The organism is Clostridium punense (assembly GCF_017874425.1).
Taxonomy (GTDB): Bacteria; Bacillota; Clostridia; order Clostridiales; family Clostridiaceae; genus Clostridium_J; species Clostridium_J punense.
The window spans coordinates 13,467-29,154 of the sequence record NZ_JAGGLL010000042.1 but is presented as its reverse complement, the minus strand read 5'-3'; the positions used below and the strand labels follow the sequence as shown (position 1 = coordinate 29,154).

Here is a 15,688-nt window from a genome sequence, read left to right as displayed (position 1 = left end):
TCCTTGTTTGCTTTCTTCCCATAATAATAACTCCTTTGATAAGTCTTAGAGTTATTATTGGGAAGATTAAGCTTGTTAATACTTTAAATTTCGGAATGGTAAATCTATATATAGGAAAGCAAAGTTAGACTTTAGCTTATGCATTAATCTACCTTGCTTCCTTAAGGCTTTTTAGAGATGAATAGAATTAGTTTTTTATTAAAGCTTGTACCATGTACAATATAGTGGTTTCATAACTATTTTAGATTTAATTTGTTATTTTTATATAGAATAAAGCCTACAGCAATAGCAATTGCACCAGCAGGAATTATCATAAGAGAGTTTTGTTTGATTAAACTTGGCAATAACACGTATAAAGCAGTCATAATAACCACTGGAAGTATAGAAATTTTAAAGCTTTTATATATATACTTAAATCCAAGAGCACCAAAAAGTGCAGGAACAACATTATTAAAGGCTGGTATCAAAATAGGATTTTCTAATATTGGCTGTAGTGGAGCGAGAAGCATTACACCTAATATAATTACAACTATAGTTACTAAGCTACTTATAGCAATGGACAGAGTACTTATAATTTCATTTTCAGGGGTGCCTGCTTTAGTGTTTGCTATTTCTCTTGCTGTAGCAGCACAAGGGATTTTTAGATTAGCTAGGTTTCCCGTTATGAATGCTAGGTAGCCACCACCAGCGCCAAGCATAGGAACATAGATTAAAAACTCTACTATACTACTAGGTAAATAAATCGGTAGAATCTTTAGAAGACCTTCCCCAATACTTTTCATATCAACCACAACACCTAAAATAGTCGCCATCATAAAAGGAATTCCTATGAGTAAAGCTATAAATAAGATAAGTCCTACTCTTCCTATGGTATGAATTTGATTATTATAACTTTCAAAATAACTATACTTTTCTTCCTTTGTCATTATACCAATCCTCCTATAACTAAGTTTAAAATTACAGCACCAGTCATAGCTATTAGCATACTTCCAGCTAAAGAGAAGTTATCTAACCAGAGTGCTTTCTTTTTTTCTTTGATATAGCTAAATACAGCCATAGATACAGCACCTAGTATAGAGACTATTAAAGGCATATAGGTATTTAATCTAATGGCCATTCCTACATAACTACATAAATATGCACTACAAAGACCTATGAACATAGAAAGCATAGCAATATCGCCAAAAGAAGTTTTGTTTGAGGATTTAGATTCTTCCTTTTTAGGCTTTGAACTGAACTTTGATAAGTATTTCTTTAAGAAGAAAATACTAACTACTGCACCCCACATAATTCCAACACCCATTAACATTGCAATCGAAGTATAAGATTGAGCAGTCATTTCAGAGGCAACAAGTCCACTCATACCAGTGCTACTTGCCGCTATTTCAGCTACAGTAGTTTCGTAGTGTAGCGCTCCGATAATACTCAATCTCATCCAAGGTAATGGGATTCCAAGGGATCCTGATAGAGCTATTACTCCTAGCAAAATGCTAACACTAGGTATTATTGTGAAGGTAGCACTGCTTATCATAATACGTTTTAGTACAGTTTTATCCATTCCAATCTTTAGGCCTGCCCTATAGGATTTCACTATAAAAGTTATGCATAATATTGCTACTAAGATTATTACTGTAGAGCATACTGCATATATAGGCAGGGAATTTATTTGTTTCATGATATCCATATAACACACTCCTTATGAATTCATATAATTTGAGATGATAAATAAAAGTTCTATTAGTTAATAATATTCTGACTATTCATATAATACTACGAATACAAAAGTCATAGTTATATGAAATTTTGGTTTTTGTTAACGGATTTTCAAATGGCACAGTGAAAGAGCAATCTAAGCTCATCAGAAAACTTATAATTGGAAATCTAATCTAGAGATATATTATGGTAATTTTATAGCTAACATGAAGATAGCAATCAGGGGATATTAAAATTGCACAATAAGATTATTTAATTAATAATAAGAATTAGGTGTTAGTTATTATGAAAACATAAGAATAATATAAAATGGAGGATTTATCTTTCCTGGGATTATTTTCAGAATTATTTTAAAAGTATTACAGTTAGAGAGTTGACTGGATATATATGTAAGTGTATAATTATGGTATAAATTGTAGGAAGGGAGCGATGTATTATGATGAATTTAAATAGTATAGTAAAAATAAGCATAGTTCCCGGCACATTTTATTGAAAATCTGTGAAAATGTTTTGAAATTGCTGCCCGGGAGAAGTAATTATTTCATCCGGGCATTTTTATGCCCAATTTTAACCAGATTTTAGAAGGATGATTATCCTATCCTCATTATTTCTTTAACAAGTTTAAGGTGGGAGTTATATTTTCTTCCAAAGTCGCTGTTTAAAATGAATTTCTTTATTATTTAAAATAAAATTCAGGAGGCGTGGAAAATGAATATTGCGTTATTAATAATTGATGTACAGGAAGCTTTTATAGGACATAGAAAAGAAGAGACTTTGGAGCAGCCATGCTTCAGCACGGAATCTTTGCTTGTCATGAAAGTGGTTTAATGGATATCTATAATAATAGAGCATTGATTTCCTATGAGGTTATAGCATATATGCTTAATAACTGTTAATACAACTGGTTTTGCTAGTAAATCAATTAGCATGGTTTAAAAATGGAACAACTATTCTGATAAAACAAAAATATTATGAGTACAATTGGGTAATTAAAATAGATATTAATTAAGGGGGATACTAATGAATTATAAAAATTTTTTTGAACTTGAAGAATATTATTCAATACCTTTCTCTGAAAAGAAATATGATGAAGTTTTAAATATACTCCTTCATGCAAAGGAGCTTTTATCAAAAGATGAATATGAAGAAAATCTATTTGAACTTATGATAGATGAATCTAGGATATATACTCGAACCAATAATAGTGACAGTTGTATTAAGCTTATAAAAAGAGCACTTGAAAAAGGTTATTCATTTCCTCTAGACTGGTCAAACTTTGATTTATTAAGAAATCACCCTGAATATGAGGCTCTTAATAATTTAAATGCAAAGTTACTTAAACAAGCTAAAGAGAATTCTAAGCTTGAATATGAAGTTCATCTTCCAAAATCTTATGATCCAACAAAAAAACATCCATTATTCTTTTGTCTACATGGGGATGGATTTCGTTGCAATATAAAAAATACTAGCTGGTGTTGGAAGCCTGATGCACTTTTAGAAAAAGGATATATAGTTGTATATCCTCAATCATCACAAATGTATTTTCATAACAGTTTTGGCTGGCTTAGTGATCCAGAACTATCAAGAAAAGAACTAAAATACTGTTATGAACAATTATTATTAGACTATTCCATTGACGAAACTTGTGTAATAATTGGAGGTTTCTCTGGTGGTGCAACTACTTGTATTGATATTGCTTTTGAAAACACGATTCCAATAAGAGGTGTCATTGGACTATGTCCTGCTGAGTATTTAAAGATCATAGGACTTGAAGATACAAAGGAGTTAGCTGAAAGAAAAACAAAAATAGTTATTCTTGAAGGGGAACAGGACACTGATCCAACTGTTCAGCATCTTTTAAAATTATTCAAGGAAGTTGGACTTGACCATGAATACCATATTAATAAAGGAATTGGTCACTGGTACCCAGAAGATTTAGCTGAAAGAACTTTGAAGGCTGTAGAATTTATAACTAGTAACTAATTGTGGACATGTCAATGTCCAAGGGCATTAATTATATTTTTATATTCAAAAAGGATTTCTAGCTTTATAGTAAGAAAAAGCTTAAATAGAATGGGAATATCTATAGATTAAAATAATTTATAGATATTCCCATTATTACTGTCGCAAATTTAAATTTCATTCGTTATATAGAGTGAGAGTATTCTCAAATGGAAGGAGTGATTAAGTGAAGACTTTGGTAGTTGAAGATTTTCAAAATAGCATATTAGAGCAACTTTATAGTGCTTATGAACATAAAATGTATAGTATTGCATATTCAATTCTAAATAACTCTGGACAAGCAGAAGATGCAGTTCAAGATGCATTTATAAAGTTAATTCCATATCTAGAACATATTAATGAAATATCCAGTATGGAGACGAAACGATTAATAACATATACCATAAAAAATATTGCTATTGATAAATATCGTAAAAATAAGAAGGAATCTGAATTATTTCATAAAGGTATTGATGAGCCTGTAATAAGTGAAAATCAACATAAATTTGATTCAATAAAAGCTATAGAGGACAGACAAATTGTTTCGCAACTGGTTTCTAGGCTACCGGCAAAATACCGTGAGATAATTAGGTATCATTGCTATTATGATCTTAGTTATAAAGAGATATCAGTATTATTAAATATTAGTGAAAAAGTAGCTGCTAAGAGATATGAACGTGCAAGAGAATGGTTAAAAAAAGTCATAGAAAAAGAAATGATTGGGGATGAATTGCATGGATAATAAAATTGATATTGATATAATGACCTATCTTATAGGTGAGGAAGATGCTGTTATGGAGCTAGATAAAGTTACAGAAGTACATGAGTTCTCAGAAAAATATAAACATGAAAAGATAGACATAATTAAAAGGCAAAGTAATATAGAAACTATTAACCTCACTAATAGTAAGGGCTCAAGGATGAAAAAGAAAAAGATTATAGTTCTTATTGCCGCTGCAGTAGCTACTTTAGCTTTTTCTGTAACTGCTTATGGAATATGTAAAAAATTTCTTGTTACAACAAGTAGAGATGAAGATTTGGGAGTGGTTACCTATGAGGTTCAATCAGAAAAGAAGATTAATAAAATACCATTAATTAATATAACCCCTGAATATCTTCCTGAGAGTTATTTACCAATTGCAAATGCCCCAGGAAAATATGGCCCTAATGGAGATGCTAGTTCTGAAAAAGGAATAATTATGTATCAAAATGATTATATATATCAGAATACAAAGGGATGTATAAGTGGCATAGAAGAAAGTACAATTGGTGGTGTAAAGGCAAATATCTATACAAGTGAAGGTATGCATTATAAGTATTCAATAGACTTAATTTATGAAGAGGATGGTCAAATTATTACAGTTGGTGGAGGGATTTCCTTAGAGGAACTTAAAAAAGTAGCAGAAAATATAAAATATGAATTGGTTCCTGGAGAATTTTTAGAACTGTATAATCCAAAGGTTGAAACAAGTAACGATGATGTATATATAGCTCCTCCCGTTCCTGCTGATCATGTTTTCAATATGAATGAAAAAATTAACATGGATGTTAGCGGAAGGGAAAGATTAGAATTCACTGTAGATAAGGTCGAGATTATGGATAAGCTACCTAAGATAGATGAAAATTCCTTTTTTGAATATAATGAATATGTTGAACAGTTAAATGAAGATGGAACATTGAAGGATTATGAAAGAAGTGTCTCTATTAAATGGGAAAACAACAAGTTAAATCAAGTTACTAAAACTGCAAAAAGAAAATTTGCCTACGTAACTTTAACACTTAGAAATCTCATTGATAAAGAGGTAAAAGACGTGGGTGTCCATCCAATGATTCAATATAGAATGAAGCAATCAGATGGTACCCTTAAAGCATTTGTTAATGATATTAGAGGTGGTAATGATATAGCAAATAGCAAGGAGCCAATATATTTTGATCAATCGGATTACCCAGGAGGGCATTTCTTCTTCTGTGACTTAAAGCCAAATGAAACTAAGCAGGTTCATTTAATTTACTTACTAGATGAGGATTACCTTGATTATGCATATATTTCTGACAAAGGAATGAGTATACAGGGAAATGGAAATGAATATATAAATAACTTTGGTAGTTATGTTAAAATAAAGTAAGAAAATAAAAGTTTACGGTATAAAAGATAAGTAATCTTGAATTAGGTTACTTGATAGTCTCTTAAGGTTCACTGATAGCTGTATTTTGAGTGGTGGGTAAATTTCAATATTGTGAAACAAAATTAAAACTTAACTTATATATGAGGCCTACCCTGATTATCATAAGAGGTTATGAAGATGAATATGTTGAAATTCCATCAATGAACCCTATATAAAACTATAATACTAGTAATTTTTCAGATATGGTATAATTATAGAACTCAAGTGGTAGTTCTTAGAAATATGGAGGGATTATTATAAATAGAAAAAGTTTATTTAAGACTATAGTTAGGATTTATATAATCATTGTAATAGTCACTACAATCCTTAGGTTGTTTTTTCAATTATCACCAATTGGCAATTATACAGATGCTGGATTAATTATAGCAGGTTTATATTTATTTACTTCCTATGTAGTTAGAGAGGAAATATGGAATAAAACAATTGCTTATATTGCTTTTACTCTAATTTCACTTGCTGTTATAATGGATCCACTAATCTTTTTGAATCAAAAAGAAATATACTTCACTTCACCAGAGAAAACTAATACAGTGGTGATTGTTGAAAAATCCTTCTTGCTTGGGGGATATAGCACCCTATATGAAAAAAAGTACTTTTTATTTAAAAAGCCAGTGAATTGGAATAGAATTGATGGGCTAAATAACTTTTCTAGTGGGTATTTTACAATCCATTGGATTAGTGAAAAGACAGCTATTATGAAGCGTAATGGGGAACACTATGGACAAATAAATTTAGATTAGGCAGCTGAAAATAAATAACAAGTCCAAGATGTGAAGTATATTTTGTGTTCACAAGCAAGCTTGTGCAGACAAGGAAACAGGTTCCGCAGATAGTGGGGCTATCTAAGGGTTCTGTTGACGCAGTATAGCACAAAATAGACGAGCAGATTGACTTATTTATTTTTTGAAGATGCCTTAAATAAGGTTTTTATAAAATTAGAGTTGGATGCTGGTGAGAGATTAATACCATCCATATCCAACTCTAATTTCATTAATAATGAATAAGTTCATTTTCCTTAATAACTTTGCATGCAGATTTTGATTAAACAAATGAAATTTGTTACACATAAACAATTTCTCTTGGTATATCATTCACTTAAAGAAGACACAAAACTTAAGTTTTAAAAATATTGTTAAACAACCATTATTAAAGATATTAACTATCCTTTAGGACATGGTTTACAGACGTAATTTATTTTATTCATCTTCAATATTGCTAGGAAAACAAGTACGAACTATGATTTTATATTTAGTGCATTAATTATTTCTCTAGATAATTTATAGGATTCACCTGCTCCAAAAACTATGATTATGTCTCCACTTTTAGCTTCATTAAGGATTTTACTGCAGATTTCATCAGAGGTTTTTATATGCTCTGCTTTATGATTACCAATTTTAGAACATAGAAGGTCAAAATCAACAGGCTCTAGATTCTTGTTTGCTTCTCTTCCTAAAAAGGGTTTAGTAATGATTACTCTGTCAGCTTTTTCGAGTGCTGCGGCAAACTCGTTGAAAAATAGCTTTGCTCTTGAAAGTTGATGAGGCTCAAAAACAGCAAACACCTTCTTATCAGGATAACTAAGTTTAATGGAATCTAATGTAGTGGCAACAGCAGTAGGATGATGAGCATAGTCATCAAAAATACTAATTCCATGAACTTCTCCTATTAATTCTAGTCTTCTACCTATCCCCTTAAAACTTTCAAAGGAATCCTTTATAGAATCCACGTCAACACCTAATTCTAAGGCTGCAATTAGTACCCCTAAAGAATTCTCTACATTATGTTTACCTATCAAGCCAAGGTTAAAATTATATTCCTTATGATTACTTAGTACTTTAAATGAAGAATAACCAGGAGCATTTAAAATTAATTCAGCTTTGTACTCTGAGTGGAAGGGGAAGTTTATCTTGTTATCTATATAATAGCCAATAACCTTTACTCCTTCATCCTTCAGCCATTGCTTTAATTCAAATAATATTTCGCCAATAGGTAAGCTATCTTCATTAACAATTAAAATTTTTGGACCTTTAAGTTTCTTTATAAAACGTTTGAAGGATGCCTTAACTTCATCTATATCCTTAAAAAACTCAGGATGATCCATCTCCACATTGTTTATTATAGCAATTGAAGAACTATAATTTAAAAAATTATTATTGAACTCATCAGCTTCACATACAAAGTAATCAGATTTTCCAAGCCTGTAGCCGCCACCCCATTTCTTAAAGGTAGTTCCAGCTTCCACAATTGGATCAAGTCCTCCATTTTCTAAAACAAGTCCCATTAAAACTGTAGTTGTAGATTTGCCATGGGTACCTGCAATGGAAATAAGAAACTTTTCATTTTGTATATATTTTGAAGAGAATTCCTGCCAGGTCATTAAAATTCCTCTTTTTCTAGCTTCCACTATTTCAGGATGATTAGGGGAAATATCTAAAATGGCAGGTGATATAGCTAAAATATCAATATCTTCAATATGACTTAAATCATGATCCTGTAAAATTTCTATACCATTTTCTGAAAGAGCATCTTTATAATATCCTGACGCATTTAAATCACAACCAGAAACCTGAAATCCACTATTCTTTGCTATGATTGCTATAGGTGCAGCACCGCTTCCGCATATTCCCATAAAGTGTACTTTTATTTTATTATCCAATATAATTCACTCCCGTTATCGTATTACTTAAACAAAACTATGATTTATAAACTCTTTAAGCTACTACCTATGAGAAATAAAGTAGCCTTAATATGAAATTACAATTATAAATTAATTATAACATTATTTTACTATTATTTCCATAAACGCTATATAAAGATGATGTTTAGTAGTGATATATTGAATTTTATCATGTAAAATACAGAAATGGAGGAACATTTTACCTCAAGGTGAGTGCTAAATAATGGAGGTGCATTACCTAATACATATATAACCTTTTTATGAGTGTTAACTTTAAAAGCTTTACTAGAAGTTATTAAGTAAAAAGTCACTAATTCGATATTTAAAATATATAATAGAGATATAAAATAGGTATTAAAAAGGAGATTCAAATGAAGCAAAAAAAGTCTTTGAGGTTTAAGATTATTACAGGAATTGCTATTTTCTTAATAATGATAGCATCATCATTTTTTATTTATGTAAGTTTCTATTATAAGGCTAGTACATTAGCCTTAAGCACTCTAAAGTCAGATTCTGTAGTTAAGGTAGAAGAGAATGGAGATATTTTATTTACTCCAGTATCAAATAAGAAAAACATAGGATTTATTTTTTACCCGGGAGGAAAAGTAGAGGCTTCAGCATATGCACCTATAGCAAAAGAAATAGCATCAAAGGGATATACTGTTGTAATAGCTGAAATGAATTTTAATTTAGCAGTGTTATCTCCAAACAAAGCAGATAGCATAATAAATAAGTATAAAGAGGTTGATACTTGGATTATAGGAGGACATTCCTTAGGAGGAGTTATGGCAGCAAGTTATGCCTATGAGCATAACGAAATAAAAGGACTAGTGCTATTAGCTTCATACCCTCAAAGTAGTAAAGATTTTAGTAAAAGTGATATAAAAGTCTTGTCTCTATGGGGAAGTAATGATAAAGTGGCAGATTTAAATAAGGTTAAAGAAGCTAATAAGCTTATGCCAAGTAGCGCAGAGTTTATAGAACTAAAAGGTGGAAATCATGGAGGCTTTGGAGATTACGGACATCAAAAGGGGGATGGAGATGCCACTATAACAAATGAGGAACAAATGAGAGAGGCATCAGAGTACATTATAAAACTTTTGGAGAAACTACAATAACATATTATAAAAAAACAGATTATTTAATTTTATTTTTAAATAATCTGTTTTTTACTAGTGGAGTTGCTTGCTTAAAATAAATTCATGAAAAATTATGCATTGATAATATATGAAACCTTAAAGTGATTGATAAATGAAGTTCATTATTATATTTGAAAGCTTGCATTGAGGATTATAAAAAAGCTTCATTACCAAAAAGCCTCCATTAAGACACCAGACTTTTATTTTGATTTACCATTAAAGGTGAAGGAAGGAGATGATATTATAGAAACTTATAAAACTTCAGAGGTTGCGAAAATAATAGGAATTCATCCAAACACTGTACGTCTTTATGAAGATTTAAAGCTAATTCCAAAACCTGATCGGTTGCCCAATGGATATAGAGTTTTTAATAAGTTGCATATTGATCATTTAAAGTTGGCAAGAACTGCTCTACAGGTAGAGGTATTGCAGAATGGATTAAGAAAGCAAGCAGTTACAATTATAAAAGTAGCCGCCTTAAAAGAGTATAGTAAGGCTATTGAACTTACAGAGAAGTATATAGAAAGTATACAATATGAAAAAAATCAGGCAGAAGAGGCAATTAGCATTGTTACGGAGATACTATCTGATAATGATCAGCAAGATAGTCCAACTCAGCTTACAAGAAAAGAAGCTGCTGAGTACTTGAATATTACCATGGATACTTTAAGGAATTGGGAACTTAACGGACTAATTACAATAAAGCGAAAAAGTAATTCCTACAGAGTGTATAAGGATTCAGATATAAAAATATTGAAAATTATTAGGGTTCTTAGGTGTGCTAATTACTCTTTAAACTCAATTTTACGTTTATTAAAGGAATTATCTCAAGGGAAAAAAGTTGACATAAAGGAAGTAATAAATACTCCAAAGATAGAAGAGGACATAGTTTCTATTTGTGATAAACTTCTCACATCTTTGCAGGCAGCTGAAGTGAATGCAAAGGCTATTCATGGTCAATTGAAAGAATTGCAAATTGAATATTTTAAAAACCCTCCATTTTAACACCAGTGTTTAACCTGGTGTTATTCTTTTATAAGAAAGTTATAGGAGGTATCACAATGGAGGAAATTATTAAGGTAAAAGGATTAAAAAAAAGCTATGGGGGTGCTACTGCTGTTTCAGACATAAGTTTTGAAGTGCAGGAAGGACAGGTCTTTGGGCTTCTTGGAGCTAATGGAGCTGGTAAGAGCACAACCATAGAGTGTATTCTAGGAACTAAAAGTCTAGATGCTGGAGAAGTAGCTATATTGGGAATGAACCCAATAAAACACAGAAAAAAGCTATTTCAAAGGGTAGGCGTTCAATTTCAGGAAGGAAGTTATCAAGAAAAAATTACTGTTTCAGAGCTTTGTGAGACTACTCATGCCCTATATAAATCACCTGGGGATTATCTGGAACTAATAGAAACTTTTAAGCTTAAAGACAAATTGCAAAGACAAGTTAAAGATTTATCTGGGGGAGAAAGGCAAAGGCTTTTTATTGTACTTGCATTAATACCTAGTCCACAGGTGGTATTTTTAGATGAATTGACTACAGGGCTTGATACAAAGGCAAGACGAGATTTATGGAAGTATATTTCAGGATTAAAAAGTCAGGGGATCACTATTTTTCTAACCTCTCATTATATGGATGAAGTTCAGATTTTATGTGATAAAGTCGCCATTCTAAAAAAAGGCACAGTAGTATTTTATGGTACTATTTCAGAGGCTATAGCTTCAAGCCCATTTGAAAACTTTGAAGATGCTTATCTTTGGTATGCAGGGGAGGAATAAGTAATGAAAACATTTATAGCAATGCTTAAAACTGAAATCAAATTATCCTTAAGAGGAATGGATATGTTTATCTTTGGCATATGTTTGCCTGTTGTAATGGTATTTATCCTCGGAAGTACCTATGGAAACAAGCCAGCCTTTGAAGGGGCTAACTATTCGTTCTTTGAGCAATCTTTTGGGGCAATAGCTGTTATAGCTATCTGTGCTGGAGGGGTTATGGGACTTCCTTTGGTAGTATCTGACTATAGGAGCAGAAAAATATTAAAAAGATTTAAAGTTACACCAATAAGTCCAGTGTTAATATTAGCTGTTCAACTAGCAATCTACGTGCTTTATGCTGTAACTTCACTTGTACTTGTTTATCTCACCGCATGGATTTTCTTTAATTTTAGCTTTAAGGGGTCCGTGGTAAATTTTTTAAGCGTTTACTTTTTGGTTATGGTATCTATGTTCAGTATTGGGATAATGGTTGGGGGAATTTCAGCTAATGTGAAGATTGCAGGTACTATAGCAAGTTTACTATACTTTCCTATGCTAATTTTTTCTGGAGCAACTCTACCTTATGAAGTAATGCCTTCAGTGTTGCAAAAGGTGGCTGGAGTTTTACCGCTGACCTATGGAATAAAGCTGTTAAAAGCAGCCACTGTTGGGGTATCTATTAGTGAGACATTGATTCCCGTAGTTATTATGATAGTTTTGGCAATAGTTTGCACTATAATATCATTAAGGTTTTTTAGATGGGAATAATATTATCCTTAGAAAATAGTGGGATTATATTGACAAACTCTTGAGTAAATGATATTATTTATCAGTAGATAATAAGATTCAATATTATTAAAAGTGGGTGAAAAAATTATGTTATTATCAAAAGCAGGAATCGGTGAAACATTTAATATTAAACAGGTGGAAGGAAAAGAAAAGATACAAAAGTTTCTTTTTACCCTAGGTTGTTTTCAAGGAGAAGAGATTACTCTTATATCTAAGTTAGCAGGAAATTATATCGTTAATATTAAAGACAGTAGATATGCACTAGATGAGAACATGGCAAAAGCCATTGTACTTGAGGCATAGCTTAAGTCCCTAGAAGTATATTGAGCAACTAGATTTCAGTTCTATCACTAGACCTATAAATTTAGTTTTAAAGTCATGGGTCTATTGTTTAACACATTGCCTTTATGATAATGCATAATCTATAAAATAAAATTTTGTACTTAAGATTTTAATGTGCTGTAGAAAAGCAATAACTTTAACACTAAAGTTTTTGTGCTAAAGTTGTTGCTTTTAAATAGATGTTTTAGGCTTTTATATGAAATTAACTTCAATGGCCTGTTGGAAGGATTGAATTTAATTTCAAGTAGTTGAAGCCTGAATATCCAAAAAAATAGCACCTTTTATTTTACATATTGAGTGATAATGAATATCAATATCGAATATAAATTTTCAAAGGGGGAATTAAAATGAAAATTGCATTAGCGGGAAATCCTAACTGTGGGAAAACCACCTTGTATAATGCTATTACAGGAAAGACAGAGGCAGTAGGGAACTGGGCCGGTGTTACTGTAGCTAAGAAAGAGGCGGAACTTAAGAAGAAATATAATTCAAAGGGTAGAAACATAAAAATTGTGGACCTTCCTGGAGCTTATTCTATTTCACCTTTTAGTGGTGAGGAGAAAATCACAAGGGATTTTATTTTAGAAGAAGCACCAGATGTAATTATTAACATAGTAGATGGAGCTAACTTTAGTAGAAGCTTATTTTTTACAACTCAACTTTTGGAACTTGGAATTCCAGTGGTTATTGCTGTAAATAAAAGTGATGTTCTTTCTAAAAGAGGAGACATAATTGATTTAAAAGCCTTAAGTAAATTACTAGGTTGTTCAGTAGTTAATACCACTGCTACTTCAGAGGAAGGTTTATTAGATTTAATTAATGAAGCAATAAAGGTTGGGGAAGAAAAGAAACCACAAGGGATATTAGAACTTGCGGATAAAGACTCCGACATTGCTAGACAAAAGCTAGTAGATGGTATTGTTAATAAGAGTTTAGATAAAAAAAGAGATGCGAAAAAGGTCAACTTTTCAGATAAAGTAGATAGAGTTGTGGCTCATAAGTGGTTTGGAATACCAATTTTCTTTGCAATAATGTGGGCTGTATTCTCTTTCTCAATTAATGGACTAGGAGGATTCTTATCAGACTACTTTAATGAGGTACTATTTGCAGAAATTGTTCCAAATGCAGCCAATGGATTTTTAGAAAGCTTAGGAGTTGCTCCATTATTACAAGCTCTTATAGTTGATGGTGTTATTGGTGGAGTAGGAGCAGTTATAGGATTCTTACCTTTAGTTATGGTATTATTCTTCTGCTTATCACTACTTGAAGATTGTGGATATATGGCTAGGGTTGCCATAGTAATGGATAGATTCTTTAAGAAAATTGGGCTTTCAGGAAAGTCAATTATACCTATGATTGTTGGTTCAGGCTGTGCCATTCCAGGGGTTATGGCTACTAGAACTATAGAAGATATTAACGAGAGAAGAATGACTACAATTCTTACTCCTTTTGTACCTTGTGGTGCAAAACTTCCAATTATTGCACTTTTCACAGCGGTATTCTTCCCAGAGAATTCTTGGGTAGGAGCAAGTGTATATTTACTAGCTATAGTTATGATTGTAATTGGCGGACTTTTACTTAAGAAGATTTTTGTTTGGGAAAGTTCTTCTTACTTCATAATGGAGTTACCTGAATACAAAGTACCAAGTTTAAGATATGCTTTTCTACAAATGATAGACAAAGCAAAAGGCTTTATTTATAAAGCTACTACTATTATACTTGTTTGCAATACCTTTGTATGGTTTGCACAAGCTTATGGTTGGAATCTACAGCCAGTAGAAGATCAAAGCTCAAGTATTCTTGCTTCCCTTGGAACAATAATTGCTCCAATTTTAATTCCATTAGGACTGGTAGGCTGGCAACTTGCAGCAGCAGCAATAACAGGCTTTATTGCAAAAGAAAATGTAGTTGCTACCATTGCAGTATTATTAGCTGTAGCTTCAGAGGAAGCATTACATTTACCAGGAGGAGTTTTAACAGAATTCTTTACTCCAGTAACTGCTTTTGCATATCTTGCTTTTAACTTATTTACACCACCTTGCTTTGCGGCAATTGGAGCTATGAACTCAGAAATGGGCTCGAAGAAATGGTTATTTAGAGCTTTAGGGTTCCAATTTGGTATGGGTTATCTTTTAGCAATGGTTATATCTCAAGTAGGAACTTTAATAGTTTATGGAAAACCTGCAACAGGACTTATACCTGCTATAATAATAGCTGTTGTAGCAGCAGTTTATGTTTTCGTAACAATTAAAAAGTCCGATTCAAAACGAATTCAGTTAGGAGTTGAAGCGTAATATGGGAAATATAATAGTTGGATTAATTTTTCTAGCCATCTTTGGATTCGCATTTAAAAAGGTTTATAGTGATACTAAAAACAATAAGTGTAGCTGTGGAAGTAGCTGCTCCGATAAAAGTAAGTGTAGTAGGGTTAATCAATAAATTTATAATGCAGATCAAGAATTAAAGTTTAAGTAAAGAGATGAAAGTACCAATCTGTATGATTAGGACCTTCATCTCTTATTTTGATTGTAAAGGCCGTGAAAATTGCTGAAACCCGCATGAACACTATATCTTCTTATCAATATAACAATATAAGAAGATTTATTTATATCAATAAATCAATAAATATCTATAATAAGATAACTTTTGAGGCTGAAAAGCTTTATTAAGGAGTAGAAGTAAAGGCTAAGGATATAAATTAAAAAAGGACACCAATTTCAGTGTCCATCAAGATATGTATACTTGACCATTGCCTACTATAACTATTCTATAGGTTGGCTTTAGAGAAATTAGATTAAACTTTTCAGACTTAGGAGTCAATCTTATAGATTGTATTATTATTTGATTTTCGTCGAAAAGCTGTAAGTAAACATCATCGGTTGGAGAAATGTTTTGAACAGAATAAAGATTTGTTGGTGAAAAGTTAAAGTCAGCTGCCTTATAAACCCCTTCTTTAAAAGTATTAGCTGCGGATACATGTATAACATTAATTGTATTAAGTGATAAGAACAGTAGAATTATAAATATGGTAAAAAACTTCTTCATGTAAGACTCACCACCTCTCAAGATTATTATGAGGAGATAGGT

The 15,688-nt window shown here is 31.6% G+C and carries 15 protein-coding genes; 11 read left to right on the top strand and 4 right to left on the bottom strand.

The genetic code is table 11. The annotated features are described in order from the left end of the window. Positions 1-236: 236 nt before the first annotated feature. Both J2Z44_RS18540 and J2Z44_RS18535 read right to left on the bottom strand, forming a co-directional pair. Positions 237-926 (bottom strand): hypothetical protein, encoded by a 690-nt coding sequence (locus tag J2Z44_RS18540; protein WP_021282730.1) that lies wholly within the window; start codon positions 924-926, stop codon positions 237-239. After that, the gene (locus tag J2Z44_RS18535) at positions 926-1,684 is read right to left on the bottom strand and encodes a DUF5058 family protein (protein ID WP_021282731.1); all 759 of its coding nucleotides are present in this window, start codon (positions 1,682-1,684) and stop codon (positions 926-928) included. The genes J2Z44_RS18540 and J2Z44_RS18535 overlap by 1 nt, the downstream gene beginning before the upstream one ends. Before the next feature lie 1,049 nt (positions 1,685-2,733). Between J2Z44_RS18535 and J2Z44_RS18530 the strand changes: the two genes are divergently transcribed. The 4 genes from J2Z44_RS18530 (at position 2,734) to J2Z44_RS18515 (ending at position 6,640) form a co-directional block, all read left to right on the top strand. Beyond that, a complete protein-coding gene (locus tag J2Z44_RS18530) occupies positions 2,734-3,696 on the top strand; it encodes an alpha/beta hydrolase (RefSeq protein WP_209649921.1) in 963 nt (320 codons plus the stop codon). A 205-nt stretch (positions 3,697-3,901) separates the two neighbouring features. Further along, on the top strand, positions 3,902-4,456 hold the full coding sequence (locus J2Z44_RS18525) for an RNA polymerase sigma factor (RefSeq protein ID WP_021282735.1): 555 nt from the start codon (positions 3,902-3,904) through the stop codon (positions 4,454-4,456). Then, entirely contained in the window at positions 4,449-5,840 is a 1,392-nt protein-coding gene (locus J2Z44_RS18520) for a DUF4367 domain-containing protein (RefSeq protein WP_021282736.1), read from the top strand. Before J2Z44_RS18525 ends, J2Z44_RS18520 begins: the two co-directional genes overlap by 8 nt. Before the next feature lie 371 nt (positions 5,841-6,211). After that, positions 6,212-6,640 carry a hypothetical protein gene (locus tag J2Z44_RS18515; RefSeq protein ID WP_021282737.1) on the top strand — a complete coding sequence of 143 codons (429 nt, stop codon included), beginning with the start codon at positions 6,212-6,214 and terminating at the stop codon, positions 6,638-6,640. Positions 6,641-7,134: 494 nt separating this feature from the next. Here J2Z44_RS18515 and murC read toward each other — a convergent pair whose 3' ends face one another. Next, complete coding sequence (gene murC / locus J2Z44_RS18510; protein WP_021282738.1) at positions 7,135-8,556, bottom strand: UDP-N-acetylmuramate--L-alanine ligase; 1,422 nt, start codon at positions 8,554-8,556, stop codon at positions 7,135-7,137. 392 nt (positions 8,557-8,948) lie between these two features. On the opposite strand from murC, the gene J2Z44_RS18505 reads away from it, so the two are divergent. From J2Z44_RS18505 to J2Z44_RS18475, 7 genes are all read left to right on the top strand, one after another. Next, positions 8,949-9,695: an alpha/beta hydrolase gene (locus tag J2Z44_RS18505; protein ID WP_021282739.1), complete on the top strand. Its 747-nt coding sequence runs from the start codon at positions 8,949-8,951 to the stop codon at positions 9,693-9,695. Positions 9,696-9,959: 264 nt separating this feature from the next. Further along, a complete protein-coding gene (locus J2Z44_RS18500) occupies positions 9,960-10,721 on the top strand; it encodes a MerR family transcriptional regulator (RefSeq protein ID WP_209649923.1) in 762 nt (253 codons plus the stop codon). 56 nt (positions 10,722-10,777) lie between these two features. Then, positions 10,778-11,491 carry an ABC transporter ATP-binding protein gene (locus J2Z44_RS18495; RefSeq protein ID WP_021282742.1) on the top strand — a complete coding sequence of 238 codons (714 nt, stop codon included), beginning with the start codon at positions 10,778-10,780 and terminating at the stop codon, positions 11,489-11,491. 3 nt (positions 11,492-11,494) lie between these two features. Continuing rightward, positions 11,495-12,238, top strand: a complete 744-nt coding sequence (locus J2Z44_RS18490) for an ABC transporter permease (protein ID WP_021282743.1) — start codon at positions 11,495-11,497, stop codon at positions 12,236-12,238. A gap of 108 nt (positions 12,239-12,346) precedes the next feature. Beyond that, entirely contained in the window at positions 12,347-12,562 is a 216-nt protein-coding gene (locus tag J2Z44_RS18485; RefSeq protein ID WP_021282744.1) for a FeoA family protein, read from the top strand. A gap of 386 nt (positions 12,563-12,948) precedes the next feature. Beyond that, on the top strand, positions 12,949-14,895 hold the full coding sequence (gene feoB / locus J2Z44_RS18480) for a ferrous iron transport protein B (protein WP_021282745.1): 1,947 nt from the start codon (positions 12,949-12,951) through the stop codon (positions 14,893-14,895). Position 14,896: 1 nt separating this feature from the next. After that, positions 14,897-15,040 (top strand): FeoB-associated Cys-rich membrane protein, encoded by a 144-nt coding sequence (locus J2Z44_RS18475; protein ID WP_021282746.1) that lies wholly within the window; start codon positions 14,897-14,899, stop codon positions 15,038-15,040. A 288-nt stretch (positions 15,041-15,328) separates the two neighbouring features. Here J2Z44_RS18475 and J2Z44_RS18470 read toward each other — a convergent pair whose 3' ends face one another. Next, a complete protein-coding gene (locus J2Z44_RS18470) occupies positions 15,329-15,646 on the bottom strand; it encodes a hypothetical protein (RefSeq protein ID WP_021282747.1) in 318 nt (105 codons plus the stop codon). Positions 15,647-15,688: the final 42 nt, after the last annotated feature.

Excerpts from the sequence above, each read along its gene's own strand:
- J2Z44_RS18540 (WP_021282730.1), bottom strand. The coding sequence starts at position 926 with ATGACAAAGGAAGAAAAGTATAGTTATTTTGAAAGTTATAATAATCAA.
- J2Z44_RS18535 (WP_021282731.1), bottom strand. The coding sequence starts at position 1,684 with ATGGATATCATGAAACAAATAAATTCCCTGCCTATATATGCAGTATGC.
- J2Z44_RS18530 (WP_209649921.1), top strand. The coding sequence starts at position 2,734 with ATGAATTATAAAAATTTTTTTGAACTTGAAGAATATTATTCAATACCT.
- J2Z44_RS18520 (WP_021282736.1), top strand. The coding sequence starts at position 4,449 with ATGGATAATAAAATTGATATTGATATAATGACCTATCTTATAGGTGAG.
- J2Z44_RS18505 (WP_021282739.1), top strand. The coding sequence starts at position 8,949 with ATGAAGCAAAAAAAGTCTTTGAGGTTTAAGATTATTACAGGAATTGCT.
- J2Z44_RS18495 (WP_021282742.1), top strand. The coding sequence starts at position 10,778 with ATGGAGGAAATTATTAAGGTAAAAGGATTAAAAAAAAGCTATGGGGGT.
- J2Z44_RS18490 (WP_021282743.1), top strand. The coding sequence starts at position 11,495 with ATGAAAACATTTATAGCAATGCTTAAAACTGAAATCAAATTATCCTTA.
- J2Z44_RS18485 (WP_021282744.1), top strand. The coding sequence starts at position 12,347 with ATGTTATTATCAAAAGCAGGAATCGGTGAAACATTTAATATTAAACAG.
- feoB (WP_021282745.1), top strand. The coding sequence starts at position 12,949 with ATGAAAATTGCATTAGCGGGAAATCCTAACTGTGGGAAAACCACCTTG.
- J2Z44_RS18475 (WP_021282746.1), top strand. The coding sequence starts at position 14,897 with ATGGGAAATATAATAGTTGGATTAATTTTTCTAGCCATCTTTGGATTC.
- J2Z44_RS18470 (WP_021282747.1), bottom strand. The coding sequence starts at position 15,646 with ATGAAGAAGTTTTTTACCATATTTATAATTCTACTGTTCTTATCACTT.